Here is a 19,841-nt window from a genome sequence, read left to right on the forward strand (position 1 = left end):
CTGCGCACGTCTCTTTGCTCCGGAGTCAGGTTACCCTGGGTAAGGCGATGTCAGGCGTACGAAGCGAGCAGGAGAGGCGGCCGTGGGAGACAGGTGTGAGAGCGGGGCGCAGAGGCTGCACAGCCCCGGCTCCGGACCATCTCCGGACCCTCCCCGAACCCGCACGGACTCCCCACGACAGGGCCGTACGATCACGGTTCTGACCGGCGGTAACAGCGAGCCGCGCACCGCCGGTGAACGCCTCGGTGCGCACGGTGCGTACTTGATGCAGCAGAGCAGTGTGTAGCTGCAGGCCCCAGGAGCTGCCCCATGCCGATCTCGTACTCGTCCGCACCCGTGCCCGCCTCCCCGGTGGATCTCGACTACGACGGCGGGCCTGTGCTCGTCGAACCGGAGACACGGCGGCTCAACGGGGAGGTGCGCGAGGCCTCCGTACCCGCACTGGTGCCACCGGTGACCCATGGCTCGCTCGCCGACCTGCCCTTCGAGAACGCGGACGCGGCGCCCGGCCACCGGGTCCTCAGCCGCCGCGACGCGGACGGCCGCTGGACGGACGTGACGGCGGAACAGTTCGCGGACCAGGTACGGGCGTTGGCGAAAGGCCTGATCGCTGAGGGCCTGATGCCGGGCGACCGAATAGCCGTCATGGCGCGTACGACGTACGAGTGGACGCTCCTCGACTTCGCGGCGTGGGCCGCGGGCCTGGTCACGGTCCCCGTCTACCCCACTTCCTCGGTCTTCCAGATCCGCTGGATCCTCCAGGACTCGGGCGCGGTGGCCCTGGTGACGGAGACGGCCGGCCAGGCGGCGGCCCTGGGCCCGGAACGCAGCCGTCTGCCCGACCTGCGCCATGTGTGGGTGATCGAGAAGGAGCACGTGGAGCGCCTGGCGGAGCACGGGCAGTCGGTCCCCGACCAGGAGGTGTCCGTCCGCAGGGGCGTACTGGGCCCGGACACGCTGGCGACGCTCATCTACACCTCCGGCACCACGGGCCGCCCCAAGGGCTGTGCGCTGACGCACGGCAACTTCCTGGCGGAGGTGGACAACGCGGTGGAGCTGCTCTACCCGGTGTTCAAGGCGGATACGAAAGGCGAACCCTCCACGCTTCTGTTCCTGCCCCTGTCGCATGTCTTCGGCCGCATGGTGGCGATCGCCTGCGTCCGCGCCCGGGTACGGCTGGGCCACGCGCCGAGCCTGAAGGCGGACGACCTGCTGGCCGACCTGGCGGGCTTCAAGCCGACGTTCCTGCTGGCCATCCCGTACATGCTGGAGAAGGTCTACAACAACGCGCGGGCGGCGGCCGAGCGCGGCGGCCGGGCGGCGGTGTTCGACCGCGCGGCAGGCGTGGCCCGCCGCTACGGCGAGGCGCTGGAGTCCCGGCAGCACGGCTCGGGATCGGGCCCGGGCCGCGCCCTGAAGACGGCCCGCGCGTTCTACGACCCGCTCGTCTACCGCCGCATCCGCAACGCCCTGGGCGGCAAGGTCCGGCATGTCATCTGCGGCGGCTCGCCCCTGGGGCGCAATCTCGCAGCCTTCTACGCGGGCGCGGGCATCGAGATCTTCGAGGGCTACGGGCTGACCGAATCGACGGGCGCGGCCACGGTGACACCTCCGCTCAAGCCCCGCCTGGGCACGGTGGGCTGGCCACTGCCCGGTACGAAGGTCCGCATCGCGGCGGACGGCGAGGTGCTGCTGTCCGGCGGGCAGTTGCTCCGCGGCTACTGGGACCCCCACGCGGGCGGAGTGGTCCCGGCGGCCCCCGACGGCTGGCTCGCGACGGGCGACATCGGGCGCCTGGACGACGAGGGCTATCTGACGATCACGGGCAGGAAGAAGGAGATCCTGATCACGGCAGGGGGCAAGAACGTGGCACCGGCTCCCCTGGAGAACTGGCTGCGCTCCCACCCCCTGATCTCCCAGTGCATGGTGCTCGGCGACGGCCGCCCGTACGTGAGCGCGTTGATCACACTGGACCCGGACGGCCTCACCCACTGGCGCCAGATGAACGGCAAGCACCCGGTCCCGGCGAAACTCCTGCTGGAGGACGAGGAGCTGAACGCGGTCCTGCAACGCGCGGTGGACGAGGCCAACAAGATGGTCTCCCGCCCCGAGTCGATCCGCCGCTTCGCGGTCCTGCCCGTGGACTTCACGGAGGCGGCGGGCCATCTGACACCGTCGATGAAGCTGCGCCGGGAGGCGATCATGCGGGACTTCGCGGCGGAGGTGGAGGGTCTCTACGCGGGGTAGAGACGGGCCGAGCCGGCCGTCCCCCGATCCGCTCAGTTGATCGGCCCGGTTGATCGGCTCAGTCGATCAGGTCCGCCGCTGCCTTGGCCGCCGCCCGGCACCGGGGGGACAGCGCGCCCCTGCTGACCTCGGCGAGCGCGTGGAAGGAGGCGGCGAAGCGGTGGGCGAGCGGTGCGCGGGTGAGGGCCGGCGGGCGCAGTACCGGGTGGTGGAAGTCGAGGCCGTCGGCGGTGGACCGGACCAGGCCCGCCTGTTCGGCGGGGGACAGGGCCTTCAGGGACAGGCCGGACGCCTCCAGTGCCTTGCGCAGGGTGCCGGCGGCCGTGGAGCGGCCGGCGGCGAGCACCGCCAGGGCCCGGCGCGCGGTGTCCGGGAGGTCGTCGATGCGCGCCGCCCAGGCGCGTTCGAGACGGCGGCCCAGGGAGGGCGGGTCGAGCAGCGGCTGCTCCCCCGTGCTGCGTGTGGTCCCTCAGGGCGCGGAGGTCGTCCAGGCGTCGCTCGCGGCACTCCTGAGGCGGCAGGGACTGGAGCCCGGCCCGGGAGAGGGCCCGAAGACCCGGCAGGTGCTGGAGGCGCCGGCCCGGGGGTTGGTCGGCCGTACGGCCGGTAGCCGGTCCGTCCTGCCGGGACGTCGTCGTGGCCCGGCGTCACCGGGGGGCGCTTCTGCGGAGGATCTGGTCGAGGCCGACCGCGACGACGACGAGGGTCCCGGTGGCGACGTCCTGGTAAAGGCTGTCGATACCCGCCTGGGTGAGGCCGGAGCGGAGCACGTTGACGATGAGGGTTCCGATGAGGGTGCCGACGACACTTCCCCGGCCACCGAAGAGGCTGGTTCCGCCGATGACGACGGCGGTGATGCTCTCCAGGTTCGCCGTCTGGTACGCGTTCGGGTCGGCGTTGGCGATGCGGCCGAGGGCCTGCCAGGCGGCGATGCCGTAGAGGAGTCCGGCGGCGATGTAGACCGAGAGGATCGTGCGCCGCACGTCGATGCCGGTCAGGCGGGCGGACTCGGGCGCGTTGCCGACGGCGTAGATGTGCCGGCCCCAGGCGGTCTTGGTGAGCACATACCAGAAGAAGGCGTACAGAGCCACGAGCAGGAACGTCCCCCATGTGATGACGACACCGTCGAGGGAGACGCCCTCTCCCCAGAAGAGGAGCAGGCGCGAGGTCACCGGGTAGCTGCGGGAGTGGGAGTAGAGCCTGCTCACGGCGAAGACGACGGTCAGGGCCCCCAGGGTCACGATGAACGAGGGCAGGCTCAGCCGGGCCACGAGCAGTCCGTTCACCAGTCCGAGGAACGTGGCCACGACCAGGCCGAGCAGCAGGGCCGTCACGGGGCTGGCCCCGTCGAAGGCGAGCTTGGCCATGACGACCGTGCCCAGGACCGCGATGGCGCCGTTCGCGAGGTCGATGCCCGCGGTGAGGATGATCAGCGACTGGCCCAGCGCCAGCGTGCCGATCACGATGGACTGCTGGAGCACCAGCGAGAGGTTCTCGGGCGTCAGGAACGTCTCCGTGGTGATCGAGAAGACCACCACGGCGATGAGCAGAGCGGTGAGAGGGCCGACGGTCGGCGTGCGCAGGGCGTACCGGAGCGACTCCCGCAGCCGGGCGCGGCGGTCACCGTCGGCGGCGGGGCTGGTGACAGGTGATCTCATAGGCCGTCCTGATTCCTTCGACCGCTCGGCGTCGGTACGTCATCCCCAGCAATGCTTCAGTCCCCAGTCCGTGTTCTGGGACGCCAGTCCGTCCACCGGCTTGTCGGTGATGAGCACCGTGCCCGTGTCCGAGAATCCGTGCGGCTTCTTCCCGCTCCTGGCGTACTCGACGACCGCGTCGACGCCCCGCGTGGCCATCGTGACCGGGAACTGCATGACCGTGGCCGCGTACATGCCGGACTTGACGTCGCGAATGCCGTCGCATCCGCCGTCGATGGAACCGATGGTCACCTTGCGGGTGAGGCCACGGGCCGCGATGGCCGCGGAGGCGCCGCCGGCCACCGGCTCGTTGATCGTGTAGACGGTGTTGATGTCGCTCGTGCGCTCCAGCAGGTTCTCCATTGCGGTCTGCGCCGGATTGCGTTCGCCATTGGTGTTCGCCTGCCCACGGATCGCCGGAGAGCCGTTCGTGATCCCGAAGCCCTTGAGGAATCCGTCGTGGCGCTGCTCGCTGACGGTGGAGTCGTCCGTGCCGTCGAGCATGATCACTTTGGGTGGTCGGCCGGCGAGAGCCGCCCTGAGGTAGGCACCCTGGAGGCGTCCCGCCTGGACGTTGTCCGTCGCGTAGGTAGCGTCGGTCGCGCTCGGCGGCTGGGTCGTGGAGTCCAGTGCGATCACCAGGATGCCCTGCCGACGGGCCTCCGCGATGGTGCTCAGTACCCCCGTGCCGTTCGACGGGGTGATGAGGATGCCTTTCACGCGGCGGGAAATGAGGCTCTCCATCGCGGCCACCTGGCCCTCGTTGTCACCGTCGAACCGGCCGGAGAGGGCGATGAGCTTGGCGCCGTTCTTCTTCGCCACCGCCGCGGCGGCCTTGCTCATGGTCACGAAGTACGGATTGGTCTCGGTCTTGGTCACCAGGCCGATCGTGAGCTCATGGCCCCCCTCGCCCGTACTGTTCCGCCCCTCGCCGCAGGCGGCGGCGCCGAGCAGGAGCGTGCCGGCCATGAGGAGTGCCGCCCGCCGCCGACGCTGTGGGGTGCGGTCGCGGGCCGTGCGGTCGTGTGTCATGGTCACGCCCTCCTCCGGCCGGTCCAACGTCACACGAGCCTCTGTGCCTACATCATGTGCCGAGATTATTCGGAAATGTTCTGTAAGCGCGGTTTGACCTACTGTTGAGTCGGTTGGGTTTCCGCCGAGGCCCTGCGGCGGCACCGCCGCCGTGCGGAGAAGACGAGGTTCGCGTGACCGGTCCGCCCCTGCTGGCGCTGCGCGGCATCTCCAAGCGGTTCGGCGCCGTCCAGGCCCTCAAGGACGTCGAGCTGGAGGTCCACAGGGGTGAGGTCGTCGCCCTTCTGGGGGACAACGGCGCGGGCAAGTCCACCCTCATCAGGGTCATCGCGGGGGTCGACCCGGCCGACAAGGGGGTCATCGAGTGGGAGGGCCGGGCCGTACAGATCAGGACTCCCCAGGCCGCCCAGCACCTGGGGATCGCGACGGTCTACCAGAACCTGGCGCTGTGCGACGGTCTGGATGTCGCCGAGAACCTCTTCCTCGGCCGGGAGCGGAGGTTCCCCGGCACCCTGGGCCGTCTCTTCCGGTTGATGGACAAGGGAAGCATGCGCCGGGAGGCACGCCGTCAGCTCGACGGCCTGGGCATCCGCGTCCCCGACGTGCGGGCCCCCGTCGCCTCGCTGTCGGCGGGCCAGCGGCAGACGGTCGCGATCTCCCGCGCGCTCCTGGGCGCACCGAAGGTCGTCCTCCTGGACGAGCCCACCGCGGCACTCGGCCTCCAGCAGGCGGGCCATGTCCTCGACCTGGTCGACGAGCTCCGTGAGCACGGGGTCGGGGTGATCCTCATCAGCCACAACATGGGAGACGTCAAGGCCGTCGCGGACCGGGCGGCGGTGCTGCGGCTCGGCGCCAACAACGGCCTCTTCCATGTGCCCACCACGCCGCAGGACCGGATCATCTCCTCGATCATCGGTGCCGAGAGCAACCCCTGACCGGCGCCGGACCGCCCGCGACGCGGGCGAGGGAAAAAGCAGGAGCCCCTTGCGCCGGATGGCGCGTGGGGCTCCTTGGGTACTGCTATCCGTTCCGGATCAAAGCATCGGGCTCGTGGAGCCGAAGGCTTAGAGCGGGGTGACGTTCTCCGCCTGCGGACCCTTCGGGCCCTGGGTCACGTCGAAGGAAACCGACTGGTTCTCCTCGAGCGAACGGAAGCCGTTCGCGTTGATCGCGGAGTAGTGGACGAAGACGTCGGGGCCGCCGCCTTCCTGGGCGATGAAGCCAAAGCCCTTTTCGGCGTTGAACCACTTCACGGTTCCGGTAGCCATAAGCCCTCCTTGGGCCCAAAGGGTTGCCCTGCTCCAGAACCTGCAAGTGTGAAAACTAAGCGCCGCACAACTGCATGTCTCTGAAAACGACGAGAGCCCGCGGTCACATGCTCCGCAGGCTCTGCACTGCAAGGGAAACCAAACTGCAACTTGCGGCGAGCCTAGCACGCGGGCAGCCGGAAGCAATAGAGGTCAAGATCACGTCACCCGAATGTTTTAACGCTCCGTGAGCTGGGTTGACGTCGGTGTGTCACATCGTAGTCGCAGGGGTTGACACAAGTGGTCCGAGAGGTTTCCAAACCACTTGCGGACCCTGGGGCCAGCACGGTACAGCACGGGGTCTAGTCTCGCGATGTGGACAATTCTCGCACTCGGCCGCGCGTAGGCCACATCCAGTTCCTGAACTGCCTGCCCCTGTACTGGGGGCTCGCGAGAACCGGAACACTCCTGGACTTCGAGCTGACCAAGGACACCCCCGAGAAGCTCAGCGAGAAGCTGGTGCGGGGCGACCTCGACATCGGCCCCATCACCCTGGTGGAGTTCCTCAAGCACGCCGACGAGTTGGTGGCCTTCCCCGACATCGCGGTCGGCTGCGACGGTCCGGTGATGTCCTGCGTGATCGTCTCTCAGGTCCCGCTGGACCGCCTGGACGGCGCCCGCGTCGCCCTCGGCTCCACCTCGCGAACCTCCGTACGCCTCGCCCAGTTGCTGCTCGCCGAGCGGTACGGGGTGACGCCGGACTACTACACCTGCCCGCCCGACCTCAGCCTGATGATGCAGGAGGCCGAGGCGGCGGTGCTGATCGGTGACGCCGCCCTGCGCGCCAACCTGCACGAGGGGCCCCGCTACGGCCTGGCCGTGCACGACCTCGGTGCGCTGTGGAAGGAGTGGACGGGCCTGCCGTTCGTCTTCGCGGTGTGGGCGGCCCGCCGTGACTACCTGGAACGCGAGCCCTTCATCACCCGCAAGGTGCACGAGGCCTTCCTCGCCTCCCGCAACCTGTCCCTGGAGGAGGTCGGCAAGGTCGCGGAACAGGCGGCGCGCTGGGAGGCCTTCGACGAGCAGGTTCTGGAGCGGTACTTCACGACGCTCGACTTCCGCTTCGGGGGCGCGCAGCTGGAGGCGGTCGCCGAGTTCGCCCGGTGGGTCGGGCCGACGACCGGCTTCCCGGCGGACGTGAAGGTGAAGCTCCTGGAGCCGTAGGGGAGTTGCGCCGGGGCCCGGGGCCCGGGAGGCGCCGGGCACTACCCTGCTGGGAAGTCTTACGGGGGAGGGGTGGACGTCATGCAGCCGCTCGAGGCGGGTGAATCCACCGTCGTGGGGCCCTACCGGCTGCTCGGCCGGCTGGGCTCCGGCGGGATGGGTCGCGTCTATCTGGGGCGCAGCGCGGGCGGCCGCACGGTCGCGGTCAAGGTCGTGCACCCGCACTTCGCGCTGGACGAGGAGTTCCGTGCCCGCTTCCGCCGCGAGGTGGAGGCCGCGCGGCGGGTCGGCGGCGCCTGGACCGCGCCGGTCCTGGACGCGGACCCGGAGGCCTCGGTGCCGTGGGTCGCGACCGGGTACGCGGCGGGTCCCTCCCTGGCCGCGGCGGTGACGGACGGCGGCCCGCTCCCGCCGCATTCCGTACGGGCCCTGGGCGCGGGCCTCGCGGAGGCGCTCACGGCGGTGCACGGCCTGGGCCTGGTCCACCGGGACGTCAAGCCGTCGAACGTCCTGCTGACCCTCGACGGCCCGCTCCTCATCGACTTCGGCATCGCGCGCGCCACCGACGGCACGGCGTCGCTGACCTCCACCGGCGTCTCCGTCGGCTCGCCCGGCTATATGTCCCCCGAGCAGATCCTCGGCAACGGCGTCACGGGCGCGGCGGACGTCTTCTCGCTCGGCGCCGTACTGGCGTACGCGGCGACCGGACGCTCCCCCTTTCCCGGCGACTCGTCCGCGGCGCTGTTGTACAAAGTCGTCCACGAGGAACCGGAACTCGGCTCGCTGGAGGGCCAGGTGCGGGAGCTGGTGGCCGCGTGCCTCGCCAAGGACCCGGCCGCGCGGCCCGCTCCGGCGGAGGTGGCCCGGCGGCTGGCCCCGCAGGGCGCGGCCCGCCTGGTGACGGGCGGCTGGCTGCCGGGCCCGTTGGTGGAACAGGTCAGCCGGAGCGCCGTACACCTGCTGAACCTGGAGGCGGGGACGGGGGCGGGCGCGGGGGACGCGGCGCCGTCGGGGCCGGTGGGATTCAGCAGCGCCTCGGTGGGGGAGCGGCCGGCGGCGCCGCCCGGGGACGGGGGGCGAGCGGCTTCGGGCGACGTGCCGTCGGCCGAGGGGGCGCCTGAAGCGGCGTCGGCTTCCGGGCGGTTCGACCCGCCTCCCGGCGGGGTCTTCGGCCCGCCGCCCGACATGGACGCCGTGGCGACGCCTCCCGCTCGGGTGCCCACGGCGCGGCCGCAGGACGCCGTACCCGCCGCCGACGGCGGGCCGGGCAAGCTCTCCGTGAGTCTCGCCGCGACCTCCGTGCCGGGCGCGGACGGCCGTGGCCGGCGCGTGAGCTGCACCGTCGCACTGGCCGTCGCGGGGGCGCTGGCCGCGGTGACGGTCGGCTCAGCGTTCGTGTTCGACCTGTTCGACAAGGGCGGTTCGGGCAAGGACACCGCAGCCGGGAGTGCCTACTCCCCGGCGCCCGCGGACGGTTCGGCGCCCGGGGACGGATCGGCCGATCAGGGCACCGAGAAGTCCGGCGGCGTCCCCGCCGCCTACCTCGGCACCTGGGAGGGCGACGCCCTCGCGCTCAGCGGCACGCTGCCGGCGGGCACGTTCCGCGTCACCGTCCGGCAGGCGGGGGTCGGCGAGCAGATCGGCACCTTCCGGTCCATCGACCAGCTCGGCGGCATCTGCGACGACGTCCTGATCCTGAAGCGTGCCTCGGCCGAGCGGCTCGTCGCCACGAGCGTGGCCAAGAAGTCCAACCCGTCGACGTGTACGACCGGGAGGCACGAGGTCCGGCTGATCCCCGTCGGCGCCGACCTCAAGTACGAGACGGACAACCCGGACGCGGGCAACCCGACGTCGCGGATGGCGAAGGTCGGTTGACGCCCTCCCCGCCCCTCGGGCTGGAGATTGGGTGGCGCGAAGCGGGGGACGTCCGCTCCGTGTCGGGGGACGTTCGCTCCGTGTCGGGGGACGCTCGCCCCGTGTCGGAGGACGCTGCTCCGCGCCGGGGGACGCTCGCCCGCGCCGGGGGCGCCCGATGCCCCGGCGACCGGCGCGGCGGCCCCGAGGAGTGTCACCGCCGGGCAGGCGGAGCACCGGTCACTCGCGCTCGCCGACTCCGCCCTTCCCTTCCCCGGGTCAGCCGGGTGCGCTCAGGCTCCTGCTGAAGTCCCCTCGCTCCACCCGGGCCGTCAGCGTGTCCCCCTCACCGCCGAGCAGGGAACCGTAGCCGGTCGCCGCCCAGACGCTTCGGTCCCTCGGGAGCTCGAAGTAGGGGACGGGGCGGCCGTCCGCCGTCGTGTCGGTGAGCACCTCGGGGGCGCGGCGGGTGCCGAGCGCGGTCGTGCACCGGGGGCAGGTCGCCACGTCCAGGTGGTCGCGGCGGCCCAGGGGGCGCCAGCGGGTGCGGCGGTCGGCGCGGCCGTGGAGCGGGTTGAAGAAGCAGAGGGGGAGGGCGGCCGGGGAGTCCGTCAGGGCGTCGCGCCCCTCCGCCGCCAGCGCGAGCGCGCCCGCCAGATCGGGCAGGCCGCGGGCCGCGTCGAGAACCGTGCCCGCGGCCGCGTAGGCGTCGAGTGCCCGCCGCAGCCCGGGTGTCGCGTCCGCGTCCGCCGCCTGCGCGGCCTCGCCCAGCGCCACCACCTCCGCCTCCGCCCGCCGCCGCAGACCGTCCTCGTCCGCGGCCCGCGCCGCCGCGAACACCGCTCGCGGATGGGTGAACCCGGACACCGGGCCGGTCGCACGGCGGCCGCGTACGAGGAACAGCGCGCCGAGGGCCGGCACGGCCAGGCCCGCCACGGCGACGGCCGACGACAGCCACCCACCCGCGCCGCCGGAGGGGGACTTCCCGGCTGCCACGCCCGCGTCCGCCCTTTCCTCCCTTTGATTCCTTTCGTCAGGGAAGCCGACCGCGGTCACGGCGTCCCCGGCCCTCCCGCCCGAGGGCGCCGCCGTGGCGGTCGGCGCCAGGGAGAGCAGGACGGTGCCGACCCCCAGGACGAGGGCTGCGGCCCGGCGGCGGCGATCACTGGACACTCGCGTACTCCCGGACGGTCAGGATGAGTTGGGCGATGCCGTCGCGTACGGCGGGCAGCGGGCCCGTGGCCTCGTCGTACGGCGCCCGGTCCCGGCCTTCCCCGGTCGGCAGGGTCAACGCGGGGGCGGCGACGGCGCGGCAGGTCTGGCAGACGGGACGCGGGTCCGGGCCGTCCGGCCCGCGGGCGGGGCCGTGCAGGGGGTTCGCGCCGCAGCACCGGTCGTACACGTCACCGGCGAGTGCGGCGCGGCCCGCGCGGGCGAGGACGGCGACGGCGACCAGGTCGGCGGGCTCGGTGCCGGGGCGGGAGAGCGCGTCGCGGTCGCCGTCGACGAGCAGCAGCGCCGCGTCGAAGCAGTCCCAGGCGCGGATGTGGGGCTGGAGGCCGGACGGCGGGCCGGCCGGCCCGCCGCTGTCCTCGTGATCCGTGAACGTGTACTCGTGATCCGTGAACGTGTCCTCGTGATCCATGAACTCCTGGGCCAGCAGGTCGAGTTCCCTCTCGGCCGCGCGCCGCAGATACGACACCGGTGGATCGGCCGGCGCCTCGAAGGGGGAGAGCGACGGGGTGCGCCGCCGCGTCACGCCGACGGCCCCGAGCGCTCCCGCGAGCAGTCCGAGGAGCAGCACCACGCCGATCCCGCCGACCAGCAGCCCCGGCCGGAAGTCCCCGGAGAAGAGCGGGGGAAGGGCGTCTTTCACGCGCCGCACTTTACTGCTCGCCCGACCGGCAGGGCCGTTTCCGACGCGGGCGTGCGGGGGTGGCGTCGGACAGGTTCTCCGAGGCCGGGGCAACTACCGGATCGCAACTACCGGATCACGAACCGCTGTTGAACGGCACCCGGCCGCATAGTCTGTCCGCGTGGATCTGGACCTCTGGTCGGCCGTGGCCGCCGCGGTGTGGGGCGCGGTCGTCGGCGCGCTGGTGCCCCGGGCCGCGTACCGGCTGTCGGTCGAGCCCGAACAGCCATGGCGGGACCGGTGTCCGGACGGGCACCCGATCGGCGGGTGGGTCGGGTGGGCACGGTGCGCGGACGGGCGGGCGTACGGTCCCCGGGCCGTGCTCGTGTGCGCGGTCACCGCCCTGGTCTGCGTGGGGCTGGCAGTCGCCACCGGCACCCGCCCGGAGTTGGCCGTCTGGCTGCTGCTCGCGCCCGTCGGCGTCCTGCTGACGATCGTGGACTTCCGTGTGCAGCGGCTGCCGGACGTGCTCACTCTGCCGCTCGCCGCCCTCGCCCTGGTCCTGCTCGCCGCCGCCGCGGCCCTGCCCGAGCACGCGGGGGACTGGCTCACCGCGCTGCTCGGCGCGCTCGTGCTCGGCTGCGCCTACTTCGTTCTCTTCCTCGTCAACCCGAACGGCATGGGCTTCGGCGACGTCAAGCTCGCCCTGGCGCTCGGGGCGGTGCTCGGCTGGTATGGCTGGGGGACCGTGGTGCTCGGGACGTTCGCCGGGTTCCTCTTCGGCGGGCTGTACGGACTCGGGCTGGTCGCGCTGCGGCGCGCCGGGCGGCGGACCTCCATCCCCTTCGGTCCGTTCCTCATCGCGGGCGCCTTTGTCGGGCTCCTGATCGGCGCGTTCGCGGCCTGACGCGGGTGGGGCGAAACCCCTGGCGTAGGCTGGATCGGTCCATCCACAACCCTTACGAAAGGGACCACCGGTGACCGAGAAGGCCGACCTCACGTCCATTGATGTCACAGCCGTCCTCGACCGTGCCGCCGCCGGTGGGCGGATCACCCCCGAAGAAGCGCTCGTCCTCTACCGCGACGCCCCGCTGCACGCGCTGGGCGCCGCCGCCGACGCCGTGCGCCGCCGCAAGTACGCCGGTGTCGAGCACATCGCGACGTACATCATCGAGCGCAACATCAACTACACGAACGTGTGCGTGACGGCGTGCAAGTTCTGCGCGTTCTACGCGGCCCCGAAGGACACCGCCAAGGGCTGGACGCGCGACCTCGACGACATCCTGCGCCGGTGCGCGGAGACCGTCGAACTGGGCGGCACCCAGATCATGTTCCAGGGCGGCCACCACCCGGACTACGGCGTGGAGTACTACGAGAAGCACTTCCGCGCCATCAAGGAGGCCTTCCCGCAGCTGGTCATCCACAGCCTGGGGGCGTCCGAGGTCGAGCACATGGCGCGGATCTCGGGTGTCACGGTGGAAGAGGCCATCACGCGCATCCACGAGGCGGGGCTCGACTCCTTCGCCGGCGCCGGTGCCGAGCTGCTGCCCGCGCGGCCGCGCAAGGCGATCGCGCCGCTGAAGGAGAGCGGCGAGCGCTGGCTGGAGATCATGGAGGCCGCGCACAACCTGGGCGTCGAGTCGACGTCCACCATGCTCATGGGCACCGGCGAGACCAACGCCGAGCGCATCGAGCACCTGCGGATGATCCGAGACGTGCAGGACCGCACGGGCGGCTTCCGGGCCTTCATCCCGTACACCTACCAGCCCGAGAACAACCATCTGAAGGGCCGCACCCAGGCGACCCTCTTCGAGTACCTGCGGATGATCGCGATCGCCCGCCTCTTCCTCGACAACGTCCAGCACATCCAGGGCTCGTGGCTGACCACCGGCAAGGAGGTCGGCCAGCTGTCCCTGCACTACGGCGCGGACGACCTCGGCTCGATCATGCTGGAGGAGAACGTCGTCTCCTCGGCCGGTGCCAAGCACCGCTCCAACCGCCTGGAGATCATCGACCTGATCCGGAAGGCGGGACGGGTCCCGGCCCAGCGGTCCACGACGTACGAGCACCTCGTCGTCCACGACGACCCGGCGAACGACCCCGTCGACGAGCGGGTCGTGTCCCACATCTCGTCCACGGCGATCGAGGGCGGCACGGCCCACCCCGAGCTGAAGCTGCTCGCGTCCAACTGAGCGGTCGATGCTGACGATCCACGCGGCCGACGAGCTGCGCTACGGGTGGGACGAGGACCAGGAACCGGTGAAGGACGGCGCCGTCGCCGTGGCGGCCGACCGGGTCGTGGGCTCGGGGCCGCTGGCCGAGCTCCGGGAGGAGTTTCCGGATGCGCGCGTGCGGCGCTGGCCCGGTGTCCTCGGTCCCGCCCTGCTCCACCAGGGTCCGCTTCCGGACGCGCCGACACCGCGTGAGCGCATTCACGCGGTGCTGAAACTGGGCGCGACGGCTGTCCTGGAGGAGTACGCCGACACCCCCGAACTCCGTGCCGCGGCCGCACGGAACGACGTCATCGTGGTGCCGCGCGGTACGGCCGTCCGCCGGCCGGCGGCCTTCCTCGGTATCGGTCGCGCCGACCTCGCGGTCTTCGAGTACGACGAGACGGGCGGCGGCACCTGTGTTGCGACGGTCTGCGCGGGGCGGCTGGTGCACAGGCGGCGGTAGACCGCGCCCCTGAGGGGCGTGGAGCTCGCCGATCATCGACGTCAGCGCGAGGCCCTGCCAGGCGCCCTGCGAGGACAGGCCGAAGATGTCCGCCAGCTGGTCGTGGGCCGCCTTGGCGGACGTGATCGCGTAGGTGCCCATGTCTCCGGCGTACGACTCGCCGTAGTTCATCGTCATGATGTTGACGGTGGAGACCTGGATGTCGTATTTGTTCGCGGATTCCAGCAGGGCCCGGCTGTCGGAGTCGAGACCGGACGGCATGACCGGCAGGGTGAAGGACACCTGGAGATCGGCGCGTTCCTTCTGCAGCAGGGCGATCGCCTTCGAACGCAACGCGAGAAGGAGTGCATCGAGAACACGATCAACTCCCTCGCCCGGTCCACCCATCCCATCGAGATCATCGTCGTCGACGACGGCTCGACCGACGGCACGGCGGACATCGTCGAGGCGATGGGCGTCCCGAACGTCCGGGTCATCCGAGAAGAAGCCGAGGCTGCTGCCATGACGCCGGACCCCCTGCTGCCACAATGGGACCGTGACCCGCGCATCCCTGGACAAGCAGCCGCACGAAGTCGCCTCGATGTTCGACGACGTGGCGGAACGGTACGACCTGACGAATGACCTGCTGTCGCTCGGCCAGGACCGGGTGTGGCGCAAGGAGGTCGCCAAGGCGGTCGACGCTCGCCCCGCGCAGAAGGTCCTGGACCTGGCGGCGGGCACGGGGACCTCGTCCCTGCCCTTCACCCGCGCGGGCGCGTACGTCGTCCCCTGCGACTTCTCGCTCGGGATGCTCCAGGTCGGCAAGAAGCGGCAACCCTGGATGCCGTTCACGGCGGGCGACGCGACGAAGCTGCCCTTCAAGGACGACACCTTCGACGCGGTGACGATCTCGTTCGGGCTGCGGAACGTGCAGGACACGGACGCCGCGCTGCGCGAGCTGTACCGGGTGACGAAGCCGGGCGGGCGCGTCGTGATCTGCGAGTTCTCGCACCCGACGTGGGCGCCCTTCCGGACGGTCTACACCGAGTACCTGATGCGCGCGCTGCCGCCGGTGGCCCGCGCGGTGTCGTCCAACCCCGAGGCGTACGTCTACCTCGCCGAGTCCATCCGCGCCTGGCCCGACCAGCCGGCCCTCGCCGAGCGACTGCGCAAGGCGGGCTGGTCGAAGGTGGCGTGGCGGAACCTCACGGGCGGCGTCGTGGCGCTGCACCGCGGGTTCAAGACGGCCTGACGACTCCGAGACTCCCCGGGGGCCTCAGACTCCCAGGGGCCTCCCGACCGCGACGTCACCGTCGCCGGGGGCTCACCTGAGCACCTCGAACGCGTCTCCCGGTTCGTCGAGTTCGCGGCGCAGCCCGCCCGGTGGCGGGATGGGCAGCCGCGGCTCGCGGATCCCGGCGCCTCCGCCGCCCTCACCCTCACTGAGGTCGAACCACACGGTGATCACGGCACCGCGCGGCACCTCGGCGCCGGGCAGGGGATATTGGCGTACGACGTAGTCGACGACGGTGCGGTGGAAGTCCGGCCGGTCGGGCGCGGCGAGTCGCACGCCCTGATTTTCCGCGGCCTCGCGTGCGTCCATGGCCATGAGTCCGACCAGCCGAGGCACGCGCACTTCGGGTGTTTTGGGTGTTATAGGCACAGATGTCACCCCCAGCGGTACTGGCAGGGTAACCGGCCAGGGGTGCCACCCGGAAGCATCACGTGTCTTTCTGTAGCAGTCGACTACCGACGGTCACAGATCGAGCCGGTAGCAGTGCCCCTCCCGCTTCGAGGGAGTGGTGAAGACCTCGGCCAGGCGCATGCCGAGCCGCTGGGTGACCGCGATCGACCGGGTGTTGCGGGCGTCGACCATGGCGACCACACTTCCGACTCCCGCCGCGCGCACCCGCTCCAGGGTCGTCTGCGCGGCCGCGGTGACGTATCCCTTCCCCCAGTGCTCGCGCCCGAGCCGCCAGCCGATCTCGATCTCGCCCTTGGGTCCCCAGTCCTGCGGCCACGGTTGGGCGCCCGTGAAGCCGATGACCCGGCCGGACTCGTCGAGCATGGTCCACAGGCAGAAACCGTGCTCGGCGTCGTGCCGCCGCTGGCGGGCGGTGAGTTCCTCGTAGACGGACAGCTCGGCGGACGCGCGGCCTTGGAACTCCATCACATCCGGGTGATCGAAGACCCGGTGCCAGGCGACGGCGTCCTCGTCGGTGGGGACGCGCAGCCGTACTACGGGGAGAGCTCGGTTCACGGGGGCAGCCCTTCAGCCGGGTGATCAATTCTGCTGAATAGACTGCCCATGTCCAGTGCCGATCGGCACACTGATTTTGAACTTGGGGAGATCCCGCCGTGACCGTCGTGACCGAGCCCCTCTCCGAGAACACCGCAGATGTGATCGTCGTGGGCGCGGGGCCGGCAGGCTCCACCACCGCGTACCACCTGGCCAGGGCCGGGCTCGATGTCCTCCTGCTGGAGAAGACCGCGTTCCCCAGGGAGAAGGTCTGCGGCGACGGGCTCACGCCGCGCGCCGTCAAGCAGCTCGTGGCGATGGGCATCGACATCTCCGAGGAGGCCGGCTGGCTGCGCAACAAGGGCCTGCGCATCATCGGCGGTGGCTCCCGCCTCCAGCTGGACTGGCCGGATCTCGCCTCGTTCCCCGACTACGGCCTCGTCCGCAAGCGCGACGACTTCGACGAGCAGCTGGCGCGGCAGGCGCAGAAGGCGGGCGCCCGCCTGTACGAGCGCTGCAACGTGGGCGCGCCGATCATCGACGACCGCACCGGCCGCATCACCGGGGTGCACGCGAAGCTCGGTGAGGAGAAGCGCGAAGTCACCTTCCACGCGCCGCTGGTGGTGGCCGCGGACGGCAACTCCACCCGCCTGTCGCTCGCGATGGGCCTGCACCGCCGTGAGGACCGCCCGATGGGCGTCGCGGTCCGTACGTACTTCACGTCCCCGCGCCACGAGGACGACTACCTGGAGTCCTGGCTGGAGCTGTGGGACCGCCGCGGCGGCCAGGAGCGGCTGCTGCCCGGCTACGGCTGGATCTTCGGCATGGGTGACGGCACGTCGAACGTCGGCCTGGGCGTCCTGAACACATCGGCCTCCTTCAAGGAGCTGGACTGGCGTGAGGTGCTGAAGGCCTGGTGCGCCTCGATGCCGGAGGACTGGGGATACACCCCCGAGAACATGACGGGCCCGATCCGCGGCGCGGCCCTCCCCATGGCCTTCAACCGCCAGCCGCACTACACGAAGGGCCTGCTGCTCGTCGGCGACGCGGGCGGTCTGGTCAATCCCTTCAACGGCGAGGGCATCGCGTACGCCATGGAGTCGGGTCAGATCGCGGCGGACGTCATCGTCCAGGCCGTGGCCCGGGCGACCCCCGCCCAGCGCGAACTGGCCCTGCACAGCTACCCGAAGATCCTCAAGGACACCTACGGCGGCTACTACACGCTGGGGCGCGCCTTCGTGAAGCTGATCGGCAACCCGAAGGTGATGAAGATCGCGACGCAGCGCGGTCTGACGCACCCGCTGCTGATGAAGTTCACGCTGAAGCTCCTGGCCAACCTGACGGACCCGACGGGCGGCGACGCGATGGACCGGGTGATCAACGGTCTGTCGAAGGTGGCCCCGAAGGCGTAACTCCTACGGAGCGCTCGGTTTCGTCTCCTGGGCCGCGCGCCGTGCGAACACCTCTTCGCGCCGGTCCGTCATCTGTCGAAGCGCGTCCTTGCGGTCGCGCTTCGACAGGCGGTCCAGATATACGTGCCCGTCGACGTGGTCCGTCTCATGGAGGAGGCAGCGGGCGAAGTACCCCCGGCCCTCCAGGACGAGCGGCGCGCCGTCCTGGTCTTGGCCGCGAACCACGGCACGGTCCGGCCGGGGCAACGGCTCGGTCTGCCGAACACCTTCGACGTGGGATGAGCATGAAGGGCCGCTGCCCCCGAGAGGCTGCGGCCCTTCATTTCTTACGGCTGTGAACTGCGACGGTGGACGGCCGCGCTCAGAGCACGCGGACCGCGCCGGTCGGCGGGTCGTACGACAGCGGCCGCTCGACGACGCCGGTGGAGGGGTTCTGCGCGCCGACGAACATGCCGTCGCCCACGTATACCGCCACGTGGTACGCGCTGCCCCTGCTGCCCCAGTAGAGGATGTCGCCCGGCTGCAGATTGCTCAGCGAGACCTGGGTGCCTTGCATCGACTGGTCCTGCGAGACGCGCGGCAGGTTGATACTGACCTGCTTGAAGGCGGTCTGCACCAGGCCGGAGCAGTCGTAGGCGGACGGACCGGTGGCGCCGGAGACGTAGGCCTTGCCGACCTGGGCCTTGACGAAGTTGATGACGGCCGCGACCGAACCGGTGGCCGTGGAGGTGCTCGTCGAGGCGCTGCTCGACGCGGCGGTGAGGGTGGCCCGCGCGGTGCTGCGCGAGGCGGCCTCCGCGGTCTTGCGCTCGGCCTCGGCCTTCCGCTTGGCCTCCGCCGCCTTCTTCTTGGCCTCGGCGAGGTCCGCCTTGGCCTGCTTCGCGGCCTTTGCGGCGGCCGCGTCACGCTCGGCCTGCAGCTGGTAGTTGGCCGCAGCCTGCTGGGTGGCCTCCGCGGACTGCGCGACCTGCTGGGCCAGATCGGCCGTCAGGGTGGGCAGTTCGAGGGTCTGCGTCACCGGCTCGGCGGCGTTCGCCGTAGCCGAGGCGCCGGCTGCGGCCAGGCTGAGGACACCACCGGCGACACCGGCCCGCATCGCGATCGTCGACGCGTTGCGGTTCCGGGGCTTCCGGTGGCTGCGTATGTGAGCGGTGTGGGACATGTGTACAAGCGGTACCAGGGGCTGCTCCATACCTTCAAGAAACGTGTCCTGCGCCACAGTTGTTCAATCCGCCCCGTGAATCCCGGGCGCGCCGCTCTTTATTGACGCCGTAACGGGCATTGCGGACACCAGTGATCAAGCCTGTGATCATGGGCTTTCGTCGTTACGCCCGAATTGCTCTGCGCTTACCACTGGTTCGGGCGCATGGCCAAGCCCGGTTTGTTCGACCCTCATGCGAGTGTGGTGCAGGTCACAGAACTGTCACCGTCGTGGCGGCGTCTCGCGCGCGGGCCGCATCTCTCTCGGCTCTCCCGGCCCACGAGCGCACACCCTCCCCGCTCCCGATTGCGCGCGACCCTCGCTCGTGAACGCGTGCACCCGCTCGTGAATGGATGCCCCTTCGCTCGTGAACGCGTGCACGTGTCCACTTTCGTCCCCGTCGCTCCCCCTGATGTGTGAACGCGTCTCTTTATCAAGGGATCTGGCTCAGTGCCAATTTGCCTTGGGCGCTCGGCGTTTGATAGTGCAAGGCCGCTCCGACCAGCGGTGACGAGCGAAAATGTCACCTCTTGGTGATCACTTGACTGCTTCGCGTAAGAAGATCACCGATCTTCCGACTTCATGATCCTTCGCCAGGTGGTGGAGATCACAAAGTACGTGCTGACCCCCGTGTCGCAGATCACATGGCGGCGGGCATAAGATGCGGGGCAGTTGGGCTTGTGACCTGCTTCACATGTACGCGATCTTCGCTGGGGCGAGCGGGGCTCGTGGGACCGGTGAGGCAGGTGGGACAGCTGAGCCCAGCGCAACCGCCAGCAGTCAGTGCCGACTGAGAGGAGCGAGGAGCGGTGAACGCGTATGCGCCCATCCTCGTACTGGGAGCCCTCGGGGCAGGCTTTGCGATCTTCTCCGTGGTCATGGCCACGCTGATCGGTCCGAAGCGGTACAACCGCGCCAAGCTCGACGCCTACGAGTGCGGTATCGAGCCGACCCCCACGCCGGCGGGCGGCGGGCGCTTCCCGATCAAGTACTACCTGACGGCGATGCTCTTCATCGTCTTCGACATCGAGATCGTCTTCCTCTACCCGTGGGCCGTCACCTTCGACGCCCTCGGGATTTTCGGGCTCGTGGAGATGCTGCTCTTCGTGCTCACCGTCTTCGTCGCGTACGCGTACGTATGGCGGCGCGGCGGCCTGGAATGGGACTGAGGGGCCTTT

At 70.7% G+C, this 19,841-nt stretch carries 19 protein-coding genes and 3 pseudogenes; 11 read left to right on the plus strand and 11 right to left on the minus strand.

The genetic code is table 11. The features are described 5' to 3' along the window. Window positions 1-309: 309 nt before the first annotated feature. Window positions 310-2,247 (plus strand): AMP-dependent synthetase/ligase, encoded by a 1,938-nt coding sequence (locus tag Q2K21_RS02740; protein ID WP_310763752.1) that lies wholly within the window; start codon window positions 310-312, stop codon window positions 2,245-2,247. A gap of 58 nt (window positions 2,248-2,305) precedes the next feature. Here the strand turns inward: Q2K21_RS02740 and Q2K21_RS02745 are convergent, their stop codons facing one another. From Q2K21_RS02745 to Q2K21_RS02755, 3 genes are all read right to left on the minus strand, one after another. Next, window positions 2,306-2,593 (minus strand): hypothetical protein, encoded by a 288-nt coding sequence (locus tag Q2K21_RS02745; RefSeq protein WP_310763755.1) that lies wholly within the window; start codon window positions 2,591-2,593, stop codon window positions 2,306-2,308. Window positions 2,594-2,894: 301 nt separating this feature from the next. After that, the gene (locus Q2K21_RS02750; RefSeq protein WP_310763757.1) at window positions 2,895-3,905 is read right to left on the minus strand and encodes an ABC transporter permease; all 1,011 of its coding nucleotides are present in this window, start codon (window positions 3,903-3,905) and stop codon (window positions 2,895-2,897) included. Between the two features lie 39 nt (window positions 3,906-3,944). Then, a complete protein-coding gene (locus Q2K21_RS02755) occupies window positions 3,945-4,976 on the minus strand; it encodes a substrate-binding domain-containing protein (protein ID WP_310763760.1) in 1,032 nt (343 codons plus the stop codon). A gap of 173 nt (window positions 4,977-5,149) precedes the next feature. Between Q2K21_RS02755 and Q2K21_RS02760 the strand changes: the two genes are divergently transcribed. Further along, window positions 5,150-5,911: an ATP-binding cassette domain-containing protein gene (locus Q2K21_RS02760; RefSeq protein ID WP_310763763.1), complete on the plus strand. Its 762-nt coding sequence runs from the start codon at window positions 5,150-5,152 to the stop codon at window positions 5,909-5,911. 129 nt (window positions 5,912-6,040) lie between these two features. On the opposite strand, the gene Q2K21_RS02765 is transcribed toward Q2K21_RS02760, so the two are convergent. After that, window positions 6,041-6,244 carry a cold-shock protein gene (locus tag Q2K21_RS02765; RefSeq protein WP_037627265.1) on the minus strand — a complete coding sequence of 68 codons (204 nt, stop codon included), beginning with the start codon at window positions 6,242-6,244 and terminating at the stop codon, window positions 6,041-6,043. Between the two features lie 354 nt (window positions 6,245-6,598). On the opposite strand from Q2K21_RS02765, the gene Q2K21_RS02770 reads away from it, so the two are divergent. Next, window positions 6,599-7,447 (plus strand): menaquinone biosynthetic enzyme MqnA/MqnD family protein, encoded by an 849-nt coding sequence (locus Q2K21_RS02770; protein WP_310763769.1) that lies wholly within the window; start codon window positions 6,599-6,601, stop codon window positions 7,445-7,447. 81 nt (window positions 7,448-7,528) lie between these two features. Then, complete coding sequence (locus Q2K21_RS02775) at window positions 7,529-9,322, plus strand: serine/threonine-protein kinase (protein WP_310763772.1); 1,794 nt, start codon at window positions 7,529-7,531, stop codon at window positions 9,320-9,322. A 258-nt stretch (window positions 9,323-9,580) separates the two neighbouring features. Here Q2K21_RS02775 and Q2K21_RS35695 read toward each other — a convergent pair whose 3' ends face one another. Both Q2K21_RS35695 and Q2K21_RS02785 read right to left on the minus strand, forming a co-directional pair. Further along, window positions 9,581-10,474, minus strand: coding sequence for a hypothetical protein (locus tag Q2K21_RS35695; protein ID WP_386276153.1), 894 nt, complete (start codon window positions 10,472-10,474; stop codon window positions 9,581-9,583). After that, on the minus strand, window positions 10,464-11,177 hold the full coding sequence (locus tag Q2K21_RS02785; protein ID WP_310763775.1) for a hypothetical protein: 714 nt from the start codon (window positions 11,175-11,177) through the stop codon (window positions 10,464-10,466). The genes Q2K21_RS35695 and Q2K21_RS02785 overlap by 11 nt, the downstream gene beginning before the upstream one ends. 160 nt (window positions 11,178-11,337) lie before the next feature. On the opposite strand from Q2K21_RS02785, the gene Q2K21_RS02790 reads away from it, so the two are divergent. The 3 genes from Q2K21_RS02790 to Q2K21_RS02800 all read left to right on the plus strand — a co-directional run bounded on the left by Q2K21_RS02790 (window position 11,338) and on the right by Q2K21_RS02800 (window position 13,832). After that, the gene (locus Q2K21_RS02790; protein ID WP_310763778.1) at window positions 11,338-12,063 is read left to right on the plus strand and encodes a prepilin peptidase; all 726 of its coding nucleotides are present in this window, start codon (window positions 11,338-11,340) and stop codon (window positions 12,061-12,063) included. Between the two features lie 70 nt (window positions 12,064-12,133). Further along, on the plus strand, window positions 12,134-13,348 hold the full coding sequence (gene mqnC / locus Q2K21_RS02795; RefSeq protein ID WP_310763781.1) for a cyclic dehypoxanthinyl futalosine synthase: 1,215 nt from the start codon (window positions 12,134-12,136) through the stop codon (window positions 13,346-13,348). 7 nt (window positions 13,349-13,355) lie between these two features. Further along, window positions 13,356-13,832 (plus strand): imidazolonepropionase-like domain-containing protein, encoded by a 477-nt coding sequence (locus Q2K21_RS02800; RefSeq protein ID WP_310763783.1) that lies wholly within the window; start codon window positions 13,356-13,358, stop codon window positions 13,830-13,832. 27 nt (window positions 13,833-13,859) lie between these two features. Here the strand turns inward: Q2K21_RS02800 and Q2K21_RS02805 are convergent. Continuing rightward, window positions 13,860-14,174 (minus strand): annotated as a pseudogene (locus Q2K21_RS02805) (hydrolase); the annotation flags it as partial. Between Q2K21_RS02805 and Q2K21_RS02810 the strand changes: the two are divergent. Both Q2K21_RS02810 and Q2K21_RS02815 read left to right on the plus strand, forming a co-directional pair. Then, a pseudogene (locus Q2K21_RS02810) lies at window positions 14,169-14,318 on the plus strand (glycosyltransferase); the annotation flags it as partial. The pseudogenes Q2K21_RS02805 and Q2K21_RS02810 overlap by 6 nt on opposite strands. 49 nt (window positions 14,319-14,367) lie before the next feature. Further along, window positions 14,368-15,063 (plus strand): demethylmenaquinone methyltransferase, encoded by a 696-nt coding sequence (locus Q2K21_RS02815; protein WP_310763785.1) that lies wholly within the window; start codon window positions 14,368-14,370, stop codon window positions 15,061-15,063. Window positions 15,064-15,135: 72 nt separating this feature from the next. On the opposite strand, the gene Q2K21_RS02820 is transcribed toward Q2K21_RS02815, so the two are convergent. Further along, the gene (locus Q2K21_RS02820) at window positions 15,136-15,474 is read right to left on the minus strand and encodes a PASTA domain-containing protein (protein WP_310763788.1); all 339 of its coding nucleotides are present in this window, start codon (window positions 15,472-15,474) and stop codon (window positions 15,136-15,138) included. 93 nt (window positions 15,475-15,567) lie between these two features. After that, window positions 15,568-16,071: a GNAT family N-acetyltransferase gene (locus tag Q2K21_RS02825; RefSeq protein WP_310763790.1), complete on the minus strand. Its 504-nt coding sequence runs from the start codon at window positions 16,069-16,071 to the stop codon at window positions 15,568-15,570. Window positions 16,072-16,169: 98 nt separating this feature from the next. On the opposite strand from Q2K21_RS02825, the gene Q2K21_RS02830 reads away from it, so the two are divergent. Beyond that, on the plus strand, window positions 16,170-17,462 hold the full coding sequence (locus Q2K21_RS02830; RefSeq protein WP_310763792.1) for a geranylgeranyl reductase family protein: 1,293 nt from the start codon (window positions 16,170-16,172) through the stop codon (window positions 17,460-17,462). A gap of 3 nt (window positions 17,463-17,465) precedes the next feature. On the opposite strand, the pseudogene Q2K21_RS02835 reads toward Q2K21_RS02830, so the two are convergent. Then, window positions 17,466-17,708, minus strand: a pseudogene (locus Q2K21_RS02835) (peptide deformylase); the annotation flags it as partial. Window positions 17,709-17,823: 115 nt separating this feature from the next. Next, complete coding sequence (locus Q2K21_RS02840) at window positions 17,824-18,624, minus strand: C40 family peptidase (RefSeq protein ID WP_310763794.1); 801 nt, start codon at window positions 18,622-18,624, stop codon at window positions 17,824-17,826. 848 nt (window positions 18,625-19,472) lie between these two features. Between Q2K21_RS02840 and Q2K21_RS02845 the strand changes: the two genes are divergently transcribed. Further along, a complete protein-coding gene (locus Q2K21_RS02845; protein WP_053654533.1) occupies window positions 19,473-19,832 on the plus strand; it encodes an NADH-quinone oxidoreductase subunit A in 360 nt (119 codons plus the stop codon). The last annotated feature ends 9 nt before the right edge of the window (window positions 19,833-19,841 follow it).

Origin of the sequence: Streptomyces sp. CGMCC 4.7035 (assembly GCF_031583065.1) — a bacterium.
Taxonomy (GTDB): domain Bacteria; phylum Actinomycetota; class Actinomycetes; order Streptomycetales; family Streptomycetaceae; genus Streptomyces; species Streptomyces yaanensis.

Bases quoted from the DNA above. Each gene is read 5' to 3' on its own strand.
- Q2K21_RS02750 (WP_310763757.1), bottom strand. From the start codon at position 3,905: ATGAGATCACCTGTCACCAGCCCCGCCGCCGACGGTGACCGCCGCGCC.
- Q2K21_RS02800 (WP_310763783.1), top strand. From the start codon at position 13,356: ATGCTGACGATCCACGCGGCCGACGAGCTGCGCTACGGGTGGGACGAG.
- Q2K21_RS02740 (WP_310763752.1), top strand. From the start codon at position 310: ATGCCGATCTCGTACTCGTCCGCACCCGTGCCCGCCTCCCCGGTGGAT.
- Q2K21_RS02840 (WP_310763794.1), bottom strand. From the start codon at position 18,624: ATGTCCCACACCGCTCACATACGCAGCCACCGGAAGCCCCGGAACCGC.
- Q2K21_RS02775 (WP_310763772.1), top strand. From the start codon at position 7,529: ATGCAGCCGCTCGAGGCGGGTGAATCCACCGTCGTGGGGCCCTACCGG.
- Q2K21_RS02755 (WP_310763760.1), bottom strand. From the start codon at position 4,976: ATGACACACGACCGCACGGCCCGCGACCGCACCCCACAGCGTCGGCGG.
- Q2K21_RS02765 (WP_037627265.1), bottom strand. From the start codon at position 6,244: ATGGCTACCGGAACCGTGAAGTGGTTCAACGCCGAAAAGGGCTTTGGC.